The organism is Agrobacterium sp. 22-209-1 (assembly GCF_053522485.1).
This window is the reverse complement of record NZ_JBNWCH010000002.1, coordinates 593,836-612,987: the sequence shown is the minus strand read 5'-3', so window position 1 is coordinate 612,987 and position 19,152 is coordinate 593,836. Positions and strand designations below refer to the sequence as shown.

At 59.3% G+C, this 19,152-nt stretch carries 15 protein-coding genes; 9 read left to right on the top strand and 6 right to left on the bottom strand.

Features of this window, described 5'->3' with window-relative positions; genetic code table 11:
• Positions 1 to 52: 52 nt before the first annotated feature.
• Positions 53 to 1,936 (top strand): ABC-F family ATP-binding cassette domain-containing protein, encoded by a 1,884-nt coding sequence (locus tag ACQZ48_RS07315; RefSeq protein WP_077982973.1) that lies wholly within the window; start codon positions 53 to 55, stop codon positions 1,934 to 1,936.
• A 221-nt stretch (positions 1,937 to 2,157) separates the two neighbouring features.
• Here the strand turns inward: ACQZ48_RS07315 and ACQZ48_RS07310 are convergent, their stop codons facing one another.
• Together ACQZ48_RS07310 and ACQZ48_RS07305 are read right to left on the bottom strand one after the other, a co-directional pair.
• Positions 2,158 to 4,098 carry an EAL domain-containing protein gene (locus ACQZ48_RS07310; RefSeq protein WP_137410060.1) on the bottom strand — a complete coding sequence of 647 codons (1,941 nt, stop codon included), beginning with the start codon at positions 4,096 to 4,098 and terminating at the stop codon, positions 2,158 to 2,160.
• Between the two features lie 112 nt (positions 4,099 to 4,210).
• Positions 4,211 to 5,287 carry a GGDEF domain-containing protein gene (locus ACQZ48_RS07305; protein WP_338122480.1) on the bottom strand — a complete coding sequence of 359 codons (1,077 nt, stop codon included), beginning with the start codon at positions 5,285 to 5,287 and terminating at the stop codon, positions 4,211 to 4,213.
• 445 nt (positions 5,288 to 5,732) lie between these two features.
• On the opposite strand from ACQZ48_RS07305, the gene ACQZ48_RS07300 reads away from it, so the two are divergent.
• Complete coding sequence (locus tag ACQZ48_RS07300; protein ID WP_077982557.1) at positions 5,733 to 6,659, top strand: Gfo/Idh/MocA family protein; 927 nt, start codon at positions 5,733 to 5,735, stop codon at positions 6,657 to 6,659.
• 202 nt (positions 6,660 to 6,861) lie between these two features.
• Here ACQZ48_RS07300 and ACQZ48_RS07295 read toward each other — a convergent pair whose 3' ends face one another.
• Entirely contained in the window at positions 6,862 to 7,311 is a 450-nt protein-coding gene (locus ACQZ48_RS07295; protein ID WP_077982558.1) for a DNA polymerase III subunit chi, read from the bottom strand.
• A 25-nt stretch (positions 7,312 to 7,336) separates the two neighbouring features.
• Positions 7,337 to 8,830 (bottom strand): leucyl aminopeptidase, encoded by a 1,494-nt coding sequence (locus ACQZ48_RS07290; RefSeq protein ID WP_191217790.1) that lies wholly within the window; start codon positions 8,828 to 8,830, stop codon positions 7,337 to 7,339.
• A gap of 299 nt (positions 8,831 to 9,129) precedes the next feature.
• Between ACQZ48_RS07290 and ACQZ48_RS07285 the strand changes: the two genes are divergently transcribed.
• The 7 genes from ACQZ48_RS07285 to ACQZ48_RS07255 all read left to right on the top strand — a co-directional run bounded on the left by ACQZ48_RS07285 (position 9,130) and on the right by ACQZ48_RS07255 (position 17,584).
• The gene (locus tag ACQZ48_RS07285) at positions 9,130 to 10,299 is read left to right on the top strand and encodes an LptF/LptG family permease (protein WP_173988626.1); all 1,170 of its coding nucleotides are present in this window, start codon (positions 9,130 to 9,132) and stop codon (positions 10,297 to 10,299) included.
• Positions 10,296 to 11,384: an LPS export ABC transporter permease LptG gene (lptG, locus tag ACQZ48_RS07280; RefSeq protein ID WP_077982560.1), complete on the top strand. Its 1,089-nt coding sequence runs from the start codon at positions 10,296 to 10,298 to the stop codon at positions 11,382 to 11,384. The genes ACQZ48_RS07285 and lptG overlap by 4 nt, the downstream gene beginning before the upstream one ends.
• Positions 11,384 to 13,765, top strand: a complete 2,382-nt coding sequence (locus tag ACQZ48_RS07275; protein WP_191217754.1) for an LPS-assembly protein LptD — start codon at positions 11,384 to 11,386, stop codon at positions 13,763 to 13,765. The genes lptG and ACQZ48_RS07275 overlap by 1 nt, the downstream gene beginning before the upstream one ends.
• Positions 13,766 to 14,060: 295 nt before the next feature.
• On the top strand, positions 14,061 to 15,008 hold the full coding sequence (locus ACQZ48_RS07270; RefSeq protein WP_077982977.1) for a SurA N-terminal domain-containing protein: 948 nt from the start codon (positions 14,061 to 14,063) through the stop codon (positions 15,006 to 15,008).
• 26 nt (positions 15,009 to 15,034) lie between these two features.
• Positions 15,035 to 16,057: a 4-hydroxythreonine-4-phosphate dehydrogenase PdxA gene (pdxA, locus tag ACQZ48_RS07265; RefSeq protein ID WP_191217753.1), complete on the top strand. Its 1,023-nt coding sequence runs from the start codon at positions 15,035 to 15,037 to the stop codon at positions 16,055 to 16,057.
• Complete coding sequence (gene rsmA / locus ACQZ48_RS07260) at positions 16,057 to 16,887, top strand: 16S rRNA (adenine(1518)-N(6)/adenine(1519)-N(6))-dimethyltransferase RsmA (protein WP_077982562.1); 831 nt, start codon at positions 16,057 to 16,059, stop codon at positions 16,885 to 16,887. The genes pdxA and rsmA overlap by 1 nt, the downstream gene beginning before the upstream one ends.
• A 73-nt stretch (positions 16,888 to 16,960) precedes the next feature.
• On the top strand, positions 16,961 to 17,584 hold the full coding sequence (locus ACQZ48_RS07255; RefSeq protein ID WP_191217752.1) for an alpha/beta hydrolase: 624 nt from the start codon (positions 16,961 to 16,963) through the stop codon (positions 17,582 to 17,584).
• Position 17,585: 1 nt separating this feature from the next.
• On the opposite strand, the gene gmk is transcribed toward ACQZ48_RS07255, so the two are convergent.
• A complete protein-coding gene (gene gmk / locus ACQZ48_RS07250; protein ID WP_080790997.1) occupies positions 17,586 to 18,248 on the bottom strand; it encodes a guanylate kinase in 663 nt (220 codons plus the stop codon).
• 4 nt (positions 18,249 to 18,252) lie between these two features.
• On the bottom strand, positions 18,253 to 19,140 hold the full coding sequence (locus ACQZ48_RS07245) for a YicC/YloC family endoribonuclease (RefSeq protein WP_191217750.1): 888 nt from the start codon (positions 19,138 to 19,140) through the stop codon (positions 18,253 to 18,255).
• Between the last annotated feature and the right edge of the window lie 12 nt (positions 19,141 to 19,152).

Here is a 19,152-nt window from a genome sequence, read left to right as displayed (position 1 = left end):
ATGTGGCGCGGGCGCTCTTGCCTTGGCCAGACAGTTCGGCCAAAACGGCGCCATGATTACGATTACCGATCTTTCCGCCCGCATCGCCGGGCGTCTGCTTCTCGATCATGCCAGCGTGACGCTTCCCGCCGGTGTGAAGGCGGGCCTTGTCGGCCGCAACGGCGCCGGCAAATCCACCCTGTTCCGGGTCATCACCGGCGACTTCTCGGCGGAAAGCGGTTCGGTGACGATCCCGAAGCAGGCGCGCATCGGCCAGGTGGCGCAGGAAGCTCCAGGCACCGAAGACTCGCTGATTTCCATCGTGCTTTCCGCCGACAAGGAGCGCAGCGCGCTTCTGGCCGAGGCGGAAACCGCAACCGATCCGCACCGGATCGCCGAAATCCAGATGCGGCTTGTCGACATCGACGCCCATTCGGCCGAAGCGCGCGCCTCCAGCATTCTTGCCGGCCTCGGTTTCGATCATGAGGCGCAGCTTCGCCCCGCCTCCTCCTTCTCCGGCGGCTGGCGCATGCGCGTGGCGCTCGCCTCCGTGCTGTTTGCCGAACCCGACCTGCTGCTGCTCGATGAGCCGACCAACTATCTCGACCTCGAAGGCACGCTCTGGCTGGAAGATTATATCCGGCGTTATCCGCATACCGTCATCATCATCAGCCATGACCGCGATCTTCTCAACAATGCCGTCAATTCCATCGTGCATCTGGACCAGAAGAAGCTGACCTTCTATCGCGGCGGTTACGACCAGTTCGAGCGGCAGAAGGCCGAGGCCGACGAATTGCAGATGAAAGCGAAGGCGAAGAACGACGCCGCGCGCAAGCATCTGCAAAGCTTCATCGATCGTTTTCGTGCCAAGGCCACCAAGGCGCGCCAGGCGCAGAGCCGCATCAAGGCGCTGGAGCGCATGGGCACCGTGGCCGCCGTGATCGAGGATCATGTCCAGCCGATCACATTTCCCGAGCCGGAAAAGCAGCCCGCCTCCCCCATCGTCGCCATCAATGGCGGTGCTGTGGGTTATGAGCCGGGCAAATCGATCCTGAAGCAGCTCAATCTGCGGATCGACAATGACGACCGCATCGCGCTGCTCGGCTCGAACGGCAACGGTAAATCCACCTTCGCGAAATTCATCTCCGGCCGGCTTGCCCCCCAGGCGGGCGATCTTCGTGTTGCTCCCGGGCTCAAGATCGGTTTCTTCGCGCAGCACCAGCTGGATGACCTCGTGCCGGATGAAACGCCGGTCGAACATGTGCGCAAACTGATGCCGCTGGCGCCCGAAGCGCAGGTGCGCGCCCGTGTCGCCCAGATGGGGCTTGCGACGGAGAAAATGGCGACAGCGGCGAAGGACTTGTCCGGTGGCGAAAAAGCCCGCCTGCTGATGGGGCTTGCGGCCTTCCATGCGCCGAACCTGCTGATCCTCGACGAACCGACCAACCACCTCGACATTGACAGCCGTCGGGCGCTGATCGAGGCGCTGAACGATTATAGCGGCGCAGTCATCCTCATCTCGCACGACCGCCACCTGATCGAGGCGACGGTCGACCGGCTGTGGCTGGTGGCCGACGGCACGGTCAAGACCTTCGAAGGCGACATGGAGGAATATCGCGATATCGTCGTTTCCTCTGGCAGGAAGAAGGAAGACAAGACCGACGCCGTCCCCGATCAGGCATCCAAGGCCGATCAACGCAAGGCCAACGCGGAAAAGCGCGCCCAGCTCGCGCCGCTCAAGAAAAAGATCAATGAAATCGAATCCCTGACGGCAAAGCTTGAGAAAGTGATTCAGTCGCTCGACAAGGAGCTGGCGGACCCGGCCCTTTATGAAAAAGCCCCTGCGAAGGCTGCCCAGAAAGTGAAGGAACGTGGTGAGGCGGCTGCAAAGCTCTCCGATGCGGAAGAGCAATGGCTGCTGCTTTCCAGCGAATATGAGGATGCGATGGCGGGCTGACGAGGCCGGGTTTGCAGTGCATCCCCTCTCCGTCCGGCGACCTCCGAGGAAGCCGCCGAACCTATTGTCGATCTTACTTCGCGTCGATCGTATTGAGGCCTTCACGCGCGCATTCGACAGCGTTTGCGCCGTTGCGACCGAAGGAGTTTCTCAGCACAGACCGGGAAAACATTCAATGCAGCGGTCGCCGAATTCACCCCTGACCGCCATTGGCCTCCGCGCTAAGCGCAAGCCCTGCGCGGCTGCAATCGCGCAAGCGGTACGGCTGGGGAATAAAGATAACCCTGCCCGAAGCGAATGCCCATCTGCATGAGGAGTCGGCTCTGCTCCTCGGTTTCTATGCCTTCCGTCACCAGCTTCGCACCATAGCGCTCGGCGCTCTCGAAAGCGAGCGCGATGGCCTCCCTGAACCGCGACTGGTCGAGCCTCGACGTCATCCAGTGATCGATCTTCACCTCTTCGAAAGGGAACCGCGCGAGCAAAGTGAGTGCGGCATAACCGGTGCCGAAATCATCGAGCGCCAGCCGGACGCCCGCGGCAATCAGCGTGTCGAAATTTTGCTGTACGACGTCGGTGGTCGGTATTCTGCTCATCTCCGTCACTTCGATTGAGAGGCGATGCGCCGGCACCGCCATTTCGTGCAGCAGCGCCACGACCCGGTCTGCGAAATGCGCGCTCGCAAAAGACGATGCGGAGATATTCACCGCCAGATGAAAATCCGCCTCAAGGCCCTGCAGGTCTCGAAGGTCACGCACGACGGCTTCTATCGTCGACCATTCGAATTCCACCAGCAGCCGATGGCGTTCGGCGATCTCCAACACATAATAAGGCGATAGCGCCTGCCCCCGCGCATCGACCGCGCGCAGGAGCGCTTCAGCGCCGATCATGCGGCGATTGCGCAGTTCGAATTTCGGCTGATAACAAATGGGCGGCGTGCCGGATTTGATCCAGTTGACCAGCATCTGCCGCACCGCCTCGTCCCGTGTCGCTTTCTCGGCAAAGGAGAAGGGGAAAATCTGCACCGGATGATCGCTTCCCTTCAGCGCGAGGCTGAGGTGCCTGAGGAACGAGGCCGTGTTCTGCCGGGAAAGCCTGTCCAGATTCGCCGCACCGATTTTGAGATGCGGCACCGGCCCCGCCTCCGCCAAGCGGCAAAACGTGCTCAACCCGTCATGCAGATGCATCATGAGTTTTGTGCTTTCGGACTTCTCCAGCGAAATCCCCCGCATGACGACCGCAAGCGTCGTATCGCCGAACATGAAGCTGCACGGCGTATCGGAGCTGCATAGCAGGCCGTCCTCCCTGTCGCAGATTTCACGCGCCAGCCTCGGCCAGAAAAGATCGCTCCAGTCCTCGCCCGCGCAGGCGGCGACATCGGCAATATTGACGATCTCGATCAGAATGAGGGCATGCGAAACCGCCGGCTCCTGCCGCATCATCGCTTCTATATGGTCCCTTAGGGCGCGCCTGTTGGGCAGGCCGGTCAACGAATCCGTGCGTGCCGCCGATTCGCGTTGCCTTGTCTCTTCCCGCGCTCGCGCCTCGTTGCGCAGAAGGATGAACAGGCAGAAGATCATCGGCAGGCCGACGGCGACGGCGCCCAAGGTTCGGCGGCCTATTGCACTTAAAAACAGCGACTGGTCGACCAGCCCAAGGACGAACGAGACCGAGACGGCAAGCAGCACGGCAATGAACCTGACCGCGAAGACGGTGAGGATATCCCGAATTCCCAGATCGGCGAGGCGGCGCTTGCGCATCCAGCCATACATGATGATGCCGCTGGCCGAAATGACAACCATGTCCTGCAGGGCCGCAAAAAACAGCACGGGACCACCGAACACGAAACGCCCGGCCGCCACGAGGGACAGGCTGATCAGCCCGCCCTGCCAGGAGCCAAGCACCCCAGCCAGAAACAGCAGGTCGGAGCGGATATAGGGTTTGGAGGGCAGCTTGATGAATTCGGACACCAGCAGCGTCAGCAGAAAGCCCGCCATTCCAAAGATGATGCCGTAATAGATTTTATAGCGCGGGTCCTCGAGTGCTATATTTCGCCGCACAAGAATGAGCACAGACACCATGCCAATCACGGCGGCGGCCTGAAGCAGCAGGAATGGAAGCTCGGCAGCCGATGCTGCCGCTTGTGCGGCGATCAATTCCATCATCTGCGTTCCCCGGTTATATTTTGTTCTGGCGCCGGCATTCCGGCACCTGGCCTTCACAAATCCTGCTTCTGGCAGGGCAGACTTTACAACACATCGCCAGACCTTCGCCGCCCTATGCCGACATCGCGGATTCGACGTCGTAAATCTCCGCTGGCTCGACAATCGTTCCAATATTCCCGGAGGCGAGTACCAGCCGATCGCGGCCTTGACGCTTCGCCTCGTAAAGCGCCACATCGGCCCGGTTCACCATCTCGTATATGATTTCCCTGCCGTCACCGGAAACGGCAATGCCGAGGCTGACCGTTACGATCTCTCGTCCGTCGGGGCGGTTAAGATGGGGTATGGCCTCGTCGATCACGGCCAATCTGAGCCTTTCGCCAATGGCGAGCGCGGCGGAAACAACGCAATTATCGAGCAGAACCACAAATTCCTCGCCACCGTAACGCGCGACAAAACTTCTGTCGCCATCGTCCCTACAAAGGGCGTTGCGCAGTCTGCCGGCGACCCTGCGCAGGCAGTCGTCGCCGGCCACATGCCCCTCTGAGTCATTATATTTCTTGAAATAATCGACATCGAGAAGGATGAGCGCCCGGGGCCGGCCGCTGCCGCCCGAGGCGTGGCTCGCCGCTTCGTCAAAGCTGCGGCGGTTGCGAATGCCGGTGAGCTGGTCGGTATTGGAAAGCTGCTGAAGCTCGTGATTTGCCCTCTGGATCCTCTGCAGCAAAGTCTTTTCACGCAGCGAGGCCAGATAATCCCGCCTTTCCACCTGTTCGATACGATAGGCCGCAAACAGCGAGACGGCGCTGATGCCGACGGAACACATGATCGCCGGCAGCTTGGCCACCTCACTCGTCACGGTGACATATTCCATGCCGACGATGAAAACCGCCATGCAGCCGACCGTTCCCATGACCGCAACCGGAAACGGTTTTCGGTGTATCGTGTTCATATAGAGGACAACGGTGACGATACCCATGTAATATTCGCTCGCCGACGAGGTCCGAGCATTGGCGTAGATGAACATGATCGATGCGACGACCAACATGCAGCCCAGCCCGTGAAGGACCTCATGCGCCACCGCATCCGCCCGCTCCCTGAGCGCATAGTATCGTGCCGGAAAATAAAGAAAAAGAAGCGGCGTGATGATAAGCAGACGGACCGTCAGATCCAGCCAGATGATATCCGGCACCAGACTTAGGTCCACAAACACGTAGAGATTGTAAAGGATGACACCGAAAATCAATCCATATGTATTGAATTTCCGACTGCTTTCGTTGACTTTCCGAAGAAAGCCAGACAAACGATCATCTTCAAACAAAAACACAAAACACCTGCTTCGTAAAATATATTCAAGTGAAATCTAAAATTATTACGGATAACTGCACAATACACCGGAGAAAATTAACACTATAACTATCAAAATTCAAAAACAACACTCAATAATCCAGAAAAATATTTGAAACAATCGAATATTAATTGATCTGCGGATACACACACCGAAACTTGTTGCGATATTACGGCTTGAAAAAAGACGCGCCGCATGGAAACGATCACCTTGCTCCTTGGAGCGTTTCTGCTAGAAACTTGTAAAAATCACACTTTATCCCACGCAGCACTCAGACGGGTTCCACTTCATGTCAGCCACCAAGCTTGCCATCGTCGGCGTCGGCAAAATCGTTCGCGACCAGCATCTTCCCGCCATTGCAGGCAATCCGGATTTTGAGTTGATCTGCACCGCAAGCCGTCACGGCACCGTGGACGGCGTCGCTTCCTATGGCACCATCGAGGCCATGCTGGAGGCTGTGCCTGATATCGATGCGGTGTCGCTGTGCATGCCGCCGCAATATCGCTATGAGGCGGCTTACGCAGCGCTGAATGCCGGCAAGCATGTCTTCCTTGAAAAGCCGCCGGGCGCCACCCTTTCGGAAGTGCAGGATCTCGCTCGGCTGGCGGATTCGAAGGGCCTTTCACTGTTTGCGAGCTGGCATTCGCGTTATGCGCCCGCGGTCGAGGCTGCGAAGGCGTTTTTGGCCTCGACGACAATCGACAGCGTGCATGTCATCTGGAAAGAGGATGTGCGTCACTGGCACCCGAACCAGGCCTGGATCTGGCAGGCGGGCGGTCTCGGCGTGTTTGACCCCGGCATCAATGCGCTTTCGATCATCACCCATATCCTGCCGCGCGCGCTGTTCCTGACCAAGGCGACACTCGAATTCCCGGAAAACCGCGACGCCCCGATCGCCGCCGACCTGCATTTTTCCGATGTGACGAAAATGCCCGTCCATGCCGAATTCGACTGGCGTCAGACCGGCAAGCAAAGCTGGGATATCGTTGCCGAGACGGCCGCGGGACAGATGGTGCTTTCGGAAGGCGGTGCGAAGCTCTCGATCAACGGCGAAGAAAAGCTCTCCCAGCCGGAGCGGGAATATCCGGCTCTTTACGAGCGTTTCTCGGAAATCATCAAGGCAGGCCGTTCCGATGTCGACCTCGCGCCGTTGACCCATGTGGCTGACGCTTTCCTGCTCGGCCGCCACAAATTCGTGGATTCCTTCTACGACTGAGAAGCCGAAACGCTTGCCAAGAACGCTGATTCAAAGGGCGCGACTGACGAAACGGTCGCGCCCTGAATTTTTGGCCTCATACAGCGCTCTTCGATGCTGTGCAGCGGCCCCATGCGGTCTGCATCCACATGAAGGGGCAAGCGCACCACCAATGCCGAGACGGGCATCAACCGCCTGTCGGGGAGGCACGGTCCCTGGTGGATCAGGCTTTTTTCTGCCAGCGGCCTTCTGGCGATTGCTGCCAATAGGTCAGGGAGTGCCCCTCCGTCTTCAGCCTCTTCCAATGGTTACGTGCCATTTCCAGCTGGTAGGCATCGTATCCATCGAACATGAAGACGACGCGTTCATAAGCCTCCACCGCCGGCGGCTCGGCGCCATCAACGAGAAAGCGGACACTTGCCGCGTTGGCGTTCTCGCCCGACGCCGTCAGGAGAATCGGCTGATTTTGCGGTGCGGGCGAAATATCGGTGGCGTGCGGCAGGAAGCTGTCGTCACGAAAGGTCCAAAGATGCGTGTCGAGAAAATCACGGCGCTCCTCGCCCACCGTCTGGATCGCGACCTTCCAGCCGCGTTCCAGCGATTTCTCAAGCAAGGGCGGCAGCGCGTCCTCCAGCTTCGATTCCGTCAGGTGGTAGAACAGAATTTCAGTCATTCGCAGACGCGCAGCTCCGCTCGCTTCAATCTTCGTAATGGGCGCGAACGAGTTCGTTCAGAAGACGCACACCATAGCCCGAACCCCAGGACTGGTTGATCTCGGTCAGCGGCGAGCCCATGGCGGTGCCGGCGATATCGAGGTGCGCCCAGGATGTTTCGCCCACGAAACGCTTGAGGAACTGCGCAGCGGTGACGGAACCCGCAAGGCGGCCCGAGCTGTTCTTCATGTCGGCGAATTTGGAATCGATGATCTTGTCGTAATCCTTGCCGAGCGGCATGCGCCACAGTTTTTCCGCCGTCACATCGCCCGCCTGCGTGAGGCGCGCTGCAAGTTCGTCGTCATTGGAGAAAAGACCGGCCTGAAGATTGCCGAGCGCAACCGTGATCGCGCCCGTCAGCGTGGCGAGGTTCACCATGAATTTCGGGTTGAAGCGATCCTTCGTGTACCAGAGCGCATCGGCCAGAACCAGCCGGCCTTCGGCATCGGTATTGATGATCTCGATGGTCTGGCCGGACATGGAGGTGACGATATCGCCGGGGCGCTGGGCATTGCCATCGGGCATGTTCTCGACCAGGCCAATGACGCCGATCACATTCGCCCTGGCCTTGCGGGCCGCCAGCGTGTGCATCAGGCCGGTAACGGCCGCAGCACCACCCATGTCGCCCTTCATATCTTCCATATTGAGGCCCGGCTTCAGCGAAATACCACCGGTATCGAATACGACGCCCTTGCCGACAAAGGCGATGGGCTCATCCTTCTTTGAACCGCCGTTCCATTGCATGACCGCCAGCCGCGGCGGACGGGCCGACCCCTGCGCCACGCCCAGAAGCGCGTTCATGCCGAGCTTTTTCAGTTCCTTCTCACCGAGGACTTCCACCTCGACGCCGAGCTTGCGCAGCTCTTCGGCCTTCTCGGCAAATTCGACAGGTCCGAGAATATTCGGCGGGAGGTTGACGAGATCGCGCGCGAGAATCACACCGTCCGCGACCGCTTGCGACACGGCAAAGGCCTTCTCGGCCTCCTTGTGAGCGGCGGTGACAATGACAACCTCGACCTTCTTCGGCGCCTTCTCGTCGTCCGACTTCTTCTTGGTCTTGTAGGCATCGAAACTATAGGCGCGCAGCAGCAGGCCAAGCGCGAAATCACCTGCCGCCCGTGCGCCAACCTCGACACTCGGTGCGTCGAGATAGATAACGACCTTTTCCGCCTTCTTGAAATGGGCGGCCGCAGTACCGCCAGCACGCAACCAGTCGTGCGCAACCAGTTTGGATGGTTTGCCAAGACCGATGACAAGCAAACGATCGGCGGCGGAACCCTGCGGTGCGATCACATCGAGCGTCGCCATGGATTTTGCGGAAAAACCTGCGATCTTCGCCGCCCTTTCGATCACACCGCCCGGATCGGCCTCGGAGGCGCCGGCGACGGCCTGAGCCTCACCCGAGGCCTGCAGCACAACGGCGAGCGCATTTTCCAGCACGGCGGAATTGGCGAAAGAAATATCGAATTTGGCGGACATGTTTTCCTGCTCTTCTTCTACGACTTGCACGATGCGCATGATCATGGCCTTTTCGGCCCCGGGCGCAACCCTTGCATTCTTTAAAGCCCCACAGTCGTTAAAGGAAAGGCATTTTTGTGGAATGCGAAATCACGTCATGAAACCGACAGCTTGTTTCACAAAAAGACACAGGCAGCGGAAAAATCGTCGCGCAAAACATATTTGTGAGCGCGCCGGAATAGCCAATTGCAAACGATGCGATTAGATAGACGAAAATTCGGCGAGCGATCGCACGTAAAAACAATGTCGAACAGGGCCGTATGAAGCTTCTCGAGAACTATATCCTGCGGCGGACAACGCAGATGTTTCTGGTCGCGCTGCTGCCGGTGCTGGCCATCATCTGGACGATCCAGGTTCTCCAGAGAATCAATCTCGTCACCGATACGGGCCAGTCGATGGGTTCCTTCATGGCGCTCGCGACCATGATCCTGCCGACGCTGATCCCAGTCGTCCTGCCTTTTGCGCTTGTCATCGGCATTACCCAGATTTTCACGACGATGAACAACGATTCCGAGCTTGCCATCATTGATGCGGCCGGATCGCCGCGGTCGGTGATGTATCGCCCGGTTCTCATTCTGGCCGCCGTTCTGAGCGCCTTTTCCTTCACCATCACCAATTTCATCGAGCCGCCCGCCCGCAGCTCCGCCCGGCAGATGGTGGCCGCCGCCTATGCCGACCTCCTGTCCTCGGTGATCGAGGAAAAGACTTTCCGCACCATTCAGGATGGCCTTTACGTGCAGATCGCCCAGCGGCAGGGCCGTATTCTCAAAGGCCTGTTCGTCGCCGACCGCCGCGATCCGAATTTCGACCTCATTTATTACGCCAAGGAAGGCATGATCGATGAAAGCGGCACGTCGCTCACCATGCGCGACGGTGAAGTGCAGCAGAAGACGCCGGACGGCAAGGTCTCGATCGTCAAGTTCCTGTCCTATGCCTTCGATCTTTCGACCATGTCGGAGAAGCAGGATTCCGAGCCGTCGCTCTCTCCGGGCGACGCCAGCCTCGGTTTCCTTCTCGCGCCCGACGAGAACAATGCGAGCTACAAGCGCTCACCGGAAAACTTCCGCAGCGAGTTGCACAAGCGTCTCTCGGACTGGATGTTCGCCTTCTCCTTCGCGCTTATTTCGCTGGTCATCGCCGCCGACGCCCGTTCGCACCGCGAGGCGCGCCTGCATCCGATGGTGGCCGCACTGGTGACGGCCTTCATGCTGCGCTGGCTTGGTTTTTACGTCACCAATCAGGTCAAGCAGAGCGCGGCCTTCATTCCCCTGGTTTATGCCGTGCCGGGCCTTAGCGGCGGCGCTGCCGCCTTCATTCTGCTGACCGGCCGAAAGCCGAAAATGCCGACAATCCTCGCCGATGCGGTGGGTCGTCTGCGCCGTCTGTTCTCCAGCCGGATGGCCAAAAACTCTGGGAGCGGCAGCGCATGATTTTCAACACGCTCTCCCGGTATTTCCTGAAGCGATATCTGATCACCGCCGTCTGGTTCGTGCTCGGCGTATCTTCGATCATTTACCTTGCCGATTTCAGCGAAACGGCACGGCGCATGTCCGGCCTGCCCGGCTATTCCGTTCCGGCCGCCCTTGGCCTGACGGCGCTTCGCCTGCCGCTGATCCTGCAGCAGACCGTGCCCTTCATCGCGCTTTTCGTCGGCATGACCACGCTGATCTCGCTCAACCGGCGCTATGAGCTGGTGGTGACGCGCGCCGCCGGCATTTCCGCCTGGCAGTTCATCCTTCCGTTCGTGCTCGGCGCGGTTTTCATCGGCATCCTGTCGGTCACGATCCTGAACCCCATCGCGGCATGGGGCCAAAACAAGTCGCTGGCAATGGAAGCCGGCCTGCGCAACGAAGCGGGCGGCGGCCGCCAGCAGGAGATCGTTCCGTGGATGCGCCAGTCGAGCGGCGGCAAGGATACGATCATCGGCGCCAAGAGCTTCGAGGACAACGGAACGCTGCTTCTCGATGTGGTTCTGATCGACATCGACAAGGACGGAAACATCGTCTCGCGTAAGGATGCGAAGTCGGCTAAATTGGAAGATGGTTACTGGCTTCTTAACGGCGTTTCGGAAACGCGCGCCGGGCATGTGTCAGTTCGGCAAGAGAGTATGCGGATCAGTACCAATCTGAGACGGGAATTCGTCCAGGAACGCATGACGCAGACGGAAACCGTTGCTTTCTTTGACCTTTCTCACAAGATCGAAGTTGCAAAGTCCTTTGGACTATCTTCAAAGGCGCTTGAGACGCAGTATCATTTCCTGCTATCGACGCCCCTGCTTCTGGTCGCGATGACCTTGATCGCCGCGACCGTTTCATTAAAGTTCAGCCGCTTCGCCCAATCGCGCTCCGTGATTCTGGGTGGAATCGTTTCCGGCTTCGTGCTTTATGTAGTAACCGTGCTCGTAAGGGCATTCGGGAGTGGTGGTGTTGTCCCTCCCACCGTCGCGGTCTGGGTTCCAGTCATCGTGGCGTTGGCTTTGGGGGCAACCATTCTGCTTCATCAGGAGGACGGCTAGTGGCGGTAATTGACCGCGGGAATATCAGGCGGCTTTGGACGGCCCTTCTGACAGGTGCCGCTGTGTGCGCGTATTTGGCATCCAGCCCGGTCGCTTTCGGCCAGGATGGTTTGCTTGCGTCGGCAAGCCAAGACGATTCGAAACTCCTGCTTACAGCAAATGAACTGACCTATAATCGCGATTCCCAGCGCGTGATTGCGAAGGGCGTCGTTCGCATGAAATATTCGGGCTACCGCATGGTGGCCCAGCAGGTGGAATACAACCAGCAGACCGGTCGCGTGATCGCCCATGGCAACATCGAGCTGATCGAGCCGGGCGGCAACAAGATTTATGCCGACGAGATGGACGTGACCGATGACTTCGGTCAGGGCTTCGTCAATGCCCTGCGCGTTGAGACAACGGATAACACTCGCATTGCGGGTGAAAGCGCCGAGCGTCTCGAAGGCGACCGGATGGTTCTCAACAACGGCGTCTACACCGCCTGTCTGCCCTGCGCCGAACGGCCCGAAAAGGCGCCGCTGTGGCAGGTCAAGGCCGAGCGCGTCATTCAGGACGGCAAGACCCATACGGTGCGGCTGGAAAAGGCCCGCCTTCAGCTTTTCGGCCACTCGATCGCCTATCTGCCGTTCCTCACGGTTCCGGACAACACAGTGAAGCGTAAATCGGGCTTCCTGTTCCCGCAGATGAGCTTGACCAACAAGCTTGGTTTTGGCCTTGGCGTTCCCTATTTCCAGGTTCTTTCCGACACGTCGGATTTGACCATCACGCCGACCTACTACACCAAGCAGGGTCTGTTGCTGCAGGGCGAATTGCGGAACCGTTTCGAAAGCGGCATGCATACGTTGACGATTGCCGGCATCAGCCAGCAGTCGTCTGACACCTTCAACGCCGGAACGAGTGACGCGTTGAACGATCAGCGCGGCATGGTGGCAACCAAGGGTGATTTCAGCATCAACCCGCGCTGGGCTTTCGGCTGGGACGCCATGGTGCAGTCCGACAACAACTTCTCGCGCACCTATAACCTCAAGGGCTACAAGAACGACGTCCAGACCAACCAGATTTATCTGTCGGGCACTGGCGAGCGTAACAGCTTTGAGGCCCGTGGTTATTATTTCAACGTTCAGGACACGGATAATTCGGAGCTCAAGGAACGCAAGCAGGCGATCGTTCATCCGGTCGTAGACTATCGTTACTTCCTGCCGGATCCGATCTATGGCGGTGAACTGTCGCTGACCACGAACTTCACGAGCATCAGCCGTTCGACGCAGGATTCCTACGCGATGGGCGGCTTCCCCCGCTTCAACGGTCTGGAAGGCTCTTATACGCGCTGGACCACGGAAGCGGAATGGAAGCGCACCATCACGATGGATAGCGGTCTTCAGATCACGCCGATCCTTGCTGCGCGCGGCGACGCGCTGTGGACCGACATGAATGCGGCAAGCTTCACCTCCGGCGGTACATCCTATGCCTATGAAGGCATGATCCATGACGATGCTGCCCTGCGTGGCATGGTCACCGGTGGCCTTGAGGTGCGTTATCCCTGGCTGTTCACGGCCCTCAACAGCAGCCACGTGATCGAGCCTATCGCGCAGATTTTCGTTCGGCCGAACGAGCAATATTCCGGTCGTTTCCCGAACGAGGACTCGCAAGCCTTTGTGTTCGACGCCACCAACCTCTTCGAGCGCGACAAGTTCTCCGGCTTCGACCGTATCGAAGGCGGTACGCGTGCCAATCTCGGCTTCCGCTATAACGGCACGTTCGACAATGGTTACGGCATTCGTGCCATTGCCGGCCAATCCTTCCATCTGGCGGGCGACAATTCCTTCGCGTCTTACGATCTCGTCAATGCAGGCGCTAATTCCGGCCTCGAATCCGACCGTTCGGATTATGTCGCCATGGCCGCTTTCGATGCGCCGATCGGACTCTCGCTCTCGTCGAGCCTGCGTCTCGACAAGGACGATTTCGACATCAACCGCTCGGAAACCGGTATCAGCTATTCGGACCGTCGCCTTACCGGCAAGCTCAGCTATACGCAGGTCAAGGCACAGCCGAAATATGGCTATAACGAAGACCGCGACATCATTCAGGCGTCCGGCACGCTGCGCATGGACGACAACTGGTCGCTTTTCGGATCGATCAATTACGATCTGAACGGGAAGTTTGCCGCTGAACGCCGTATCGGTATTGCCTATCAGGATGAGTGCACAATCCTGACGGTCAGCTATTCGGACGAAGGCAATATCAATTCCAGCCGTCAGGCCGCCAATGACTGGTCGATCAATGCGCGTCTGGCCTTCCGCACGCTCGGCGATATCAGCATCGGCTCAGCCAATGAGGACTGGAACGACATGGATATCGGCTGGAAGCCAAACAACTACTGAGTTTAGAGGCAGGTTACGCAGCATCGTGACCTGCCTTTTTACCATTTGGCCAGTAAAGCCACGGTTTCGCCGCAACAACACGCCAATGTCGGCCGCACATGGAACCTATCGGGTTTTCTTTCAACAAACCGACACATTGCCGTCTTGCGGATCGCGATGATATATACGTGGCAAATTCGCGGTGCGGACGCACAGGTGCAGGTCTGAAAGCGGGAAAGTTCAATATTCCCCCATCAGGCAGAACAGATTGGCGGGACAGGGCAACAGGACCCTGCCCGACGAAAGGGAGAAGGATATGATGAATTTCGGAAAGACGGCTTTGCGTGGCGCTGCTTTTGCCTTTGCGATATTCGCCGTTCCCATGGCCGTTGTGCCCTATACCGGCCAGGCCTTCGCCGATAGCACCGTCAAGATCGTCGTCAACAAGACACCCATCACCAACGACGATATTGCCAAGCGCGTCGCCTTCCTCAAGCTGCAGCGCCAGTCCGGTAATCTCAATGAAAAGGCGCGTGAGCAGCTTGTCGATGAAGCGCTGAAGCGCGAGGAAATCGCCCGCGTCAAGATGTCGGTCAGCACCGACGATGTCGATGCGGCCTTCGCGCGCTTTGCCGGCAACAACAAGATGAGCCCGCAGCAATTGACGAAGGTGCTTGCGCAGGCGGGCGTCGGCGCCGACCATTTCAAGGCCTTCATCGCCGTTCAGATGAGTTGGCCGCGTCTTGTCAACGCGCGTTACGGTGCACGCGGCAAGATGTCGACGCAGGATCTCGTTACCCGCCTGAAGGAACGTGGCGACAAGCCCGTCACCACGGAATATTTTCTGCAGCAGGTTATCTTCGTGATACCGGAATCAAAGCGCAAGGCCATTACCGGCAAGCGCAAGGCCGAGGCTGAAGCCTCGCGCAAGCGTTATCCCGGCTGCGACCAGGCCATGAGCTTCGCCGCGACCATGCGTGATGTTGCGATCAAGGACCTTGGCCGCATTCTGGCGCCGGAGCTGCCGGAAGACTGGAAGGCGCTGGTGGAGAAGACCAAGGAAGGCGGCACCACCGGCACGCGCGTCACCGAAAAGGGCGTCGAATATCTGGCCATCTGCAAGCAGCGCCAGGTTTCCGACGACTACGCGGCGGAAATGGTGTTCAAGTCCGAAGATCTGATGAAGGCCAAGGACGGCGAAAACCCGAACGAAAAGAAATATATGGATGAGCTGCGCAAGAAGGCGCAGATCGTCAACACCTGATATTGATTAAAGAGCCGGGTCTTTCCGTGACATATGCATCCCTGCCGCTTGCCCTGACACAGGGAGATCCAGCCGGTATCGGCCCTGATATCGCCATCACCGCCTGGGCCAAGCGCCGGGAGAACGGCATGCCGCCCTTCATCTTCATCGGCGACCCCGATGTGGTAGCGAGCCGCGCGGCGTTGATCGGCGTGCCGGTCAATATCGAGACCTGCGGTGCGGAAAGCGCCGTCGACCTGTTCGAACAAGCCTTCCCCATCCTTTCCCTTCCCGTCGGCTTCGAAGTGCAGGCGGGTCAGCCGCATGTCGGAGCGGCGCACGCGACAATCAAGGCCATCGAGACCGCCGTTTCCCTCACGGTCGAGAGCAAGGCTGCGGCCGTCGTCACCAATCCGATCGCGAAATCGGTGCTATACGAGGCGGGTTTCGGCTTCCCCGGTCATACGGAATTTCTGGCCGATCTCGCCCTGCGCCAGACCGGGGAGCAAGTCATACCGGTCATGATGATTGCCGGTCCCAAGGTCCGTGTCGTCCCGGTGACGATCCATATCCCCGTGAAAGACGTGCCGGCCGCTCTCACCGAGGAGCTGATCGTTACGACCTGCCGGATCATCGATGCCGATCTCCGGCGGAAATTCGGCATTGAGGCGCCGCGTCTGGCGGTTGCCGGCCTCAACCCGCATGCGGGGGAAGATGGCGCACTCGGCAGCGAGGATCGCGATATCGTTCACCCGGCGACCATGCGGTTGCGGAAGGACGGGATCGATGCCTTTGGCCCCCTGCCCGCCGACACCATGTTCCACGATGCCGCCCGCAAGCGTTATGACGTGGCGGTGTGCATGTATCACGATCAGGCGCTCATTCCGGCCAAGGCGCTCGGCTTTGACGATTCCGTCAATGTCACGCTTGGCCTGCCCTTCATCCGCACCTCGCCCGACCATGGCACCGCCTTCGGCATTGCCGGCCAGGGCATCGCTAATGAGGCGAGCCTTGTGGCGGCGCTGAAGATGGCGGCGGACATTTCGCTCCGCAGCCGGGCCAACACATAATGGCGGCCATCGACGGACTGCCGCCGCTGCGCGATGTCATCCAGCGCCACGGGCTCGACGCGAAGAAATCGCTCGGACAGAACTTCCTGTTCGACCTCAACCTCACCCAGAAGATCGCCCGTACCGCCGGGCCGCTCGAAGGCGTGACGGTGATCGAAGTCGGCCCCGGTCCCGGCGGCCTCACCCGCGCTATTCTTTCGCTCGGGGCAAAAAAGGTCATCGCCGTCGAACGCGACAGCCGCTGCCTGCCGGCGCTGGCGGAAATCGAAGCGCATTATCCCGGGCGGCTCGAAGTCATCGAAGGCGACGCGCTGCAGACGGATTTCGAGGCTCTGGTTGCCGTCGGCGAACCGGTGCGGATCATCGCCAACCTGCCCTATAATGTCGGCACGCAATTGCTGGTCAACTGGCTGCTGCCGAGGGAATGGCCGCCCTTCTGGCTTTCGATGACGCTGATGTTCCAGAAGGAAGTTGGGCAGCGCATCGTGGCCGAAGAAGGCGATAATCACTACGGCCGTCTCGGCGTTCTCGCCGGCTGGCGCACGGTTTCCGAAATGGCCTTCGACGTCCCGCCACAAGCCTTCAGCCCGCCGCCAAAAGTCACCTCCACCGTCGTGCACCTGTTGCCGAAGGACAAGCCGCTGCCCTGCGATGTCGCCAAGCTTGAAAAGGTGACGGAAGCCGCCTTCGGCCAGCGCCGCAAGATGCTCCGCCAGAGCGTGAAAAGCCTTGGCGGGGAAACGCTGCTGGAAAAAGCGGGCATCGATCCCACGCGCCGGGCGGAAACGCTGTCGGTGGAGGAATTCGTCACTTTGGCGAACTGCCTGTAAATCCGTCGTGTAATGTGCCATTCCGAGCAGCGGGACACGGGTTCGTGGAGACTGCGAATAAAGGAACAAGCGCGTGGAGAGTGCCGGTTTTCATTACAAGCTCGACATTCCCGCTGAAACGCCCGACTGCGCGGTTGTCTTGCTGCATGGATCGGGGCGAACGGAAGACGATCTCATTTCTTTTGGCCGCGCCGTCTTTCCCAAGGGTGTCTTATATGCGCCGAGGGGCGCTGTTCCCTGGGAGAATGGTTTCGCGTTTTTCCGCCGAAAGCCCGACAGACAGCTTGATATTGACGACCTCAAACATCAAGCCGCCAGACTATGCCGGTTTTTCACCATGGTCTTTAAGCAGACGGGGCAAAGACCCTTTCTCGTCGGATATTCCAACGGCGCGATCATCGCCGCTGAAACGATATGTCAGGACCGTCATCTATCGAAAGGCACCATTCTGCTTCGCCCGCTATCTCCGAGAAAGGACCAGTCTTTTCCGAGCCTGGCAGGATATCCCATACTCCTGCTGGCGGGCGTGCGTGACGACCGGCGGCAGCCTTCCGATGCTCCAGATTTGGCCGAGCAGCTGGCGTCGGCCGGAGCGGAGGTCGTTCTTGAAACGATCAAAACGGGTCATGGCTGGGCGGAAGACGCGGCGGACGAACGATTGTCACGGCAATGGCTGGCGCGCGGACTCATCGCGTAAGTCAGAGCTTTGGCTCTTCCTCCAGCAACGCCCGCACGAAATCGAACATGCCGTGGCGGCGGTCGCGGCGGACGCGTTCGGCCTTCACGATTGCTTCGACGGCCTCGAAGGCAGCCTGCAGGTCGTCATTGAGGATGACATAGTCATAGTCGCGCCAGTGTTCGATCTCGGCACGGGAATTGAGAAGCCGGGTCTTGATGACCTCTTCGGTGTCTTCAGCGCGGCGGTGCAGGCGCGATTGAAGTTCGGTCATGGTCGGCGGCAGGATGAAGATCGAAACGACGTCGGCCTTCATCTTGTCCTGAAGCTGCTCGGCGCCCTGCCAGTCGATATCGAACAGCATGTCGCGGCCTGCGGCCATGGCTTCTTCCACCGGCTCGCGCGGGGTGCCGTAGAAATTGCCATGAACCTCGGCCCATTCCAGCAGCGCGTCGCTGTCGCGCAGGCGCTCGAAATCGCGCTTGGAAATGAAATGGTAGTGGATACCGTCAATCTCGCTCTGGCGGCGCGGACGTGTCGTGACGCTGACGGACAGGCCGATATTCTTGTCCTTGTCGAGCAGGTTGCGCGCAATCGTGGATTTTCCCGCGCCCGATGGCGAAGAAATCACCAGCATCAGCCCTCTGCGGGCAATCGTGACGGGAGAATTATTCACCGGGGCCATGGGTCTACTCCAGATTTTGGACCTGCTCGCGGAACTGGTCGATCACCACTTTCAGCTCTATGCCTGCTGCGGTTACCGCACTGGCGTTCGATTTGGAACAGATTGTATTCGACTCGCGGTTAAATTCCTGTGCAAGAAAATCGAGCTTGCGGCCAACCGGCCCGCCATTGGCCAAAAGCTCCCGCGACGCCTGAACATGGGCGTGCAGCCGGTCGATCTCTTCACGCAGATCCGCCTTGGTGGCGATCAGCGCCGCCTCTGCATGAAGCCGGTCACGATCGAGCCCGTGCAAGCCGTCGCCGATGAGGGCGATCTGCTGGGCGAGCCGTGCCGCAATTTGCTCGGGCTGGCGGGAAGGATCGTTTTCAATGATGTCTGCGAGCTGCTCGATCCGGTTGATGTGACCGGACAGGATGGCAAACAGCGAAGCCCCTTCGCGCTCGCGCATATCCTTCAGCTTCTCGACCGCGGCGGCGAAGCCGGCAAGCACATCATCGTTGCGCGCGGCCTGCACCTCCGCATCGTCTTCCGCCTCGCGAAAATCGACGAGCCCGCGCAGCGTCAGCAGCGTGTCGAAGCTCAGCGGCTTGTCTTCCACGACATCGCCAAGCTCCTTTTTCAGCGTCAGAACAGCCGCCAGAGCATCGCGGTTGACCACCGCCTCCAGCCGGTTTTCCGCAATCGCCAGCGTCAGACCCGCCTGGATATTACCGCGGGAAAGATGCTCGCCTGCGATTTCGCGCAGGGCCGTTTCCAGCGCTTCAAGACCGGTCGGCAGACGCAGGCGCACATCGAGCCCCTTGCCGTTCACGGACCGCAATTCCCACGCCCAGCGGTAACGGCCGGAGGTTCCTTCGCTGCGCGCAAAGCCGGTCATCGATTGCAATGTCATATCTGAAAGCCC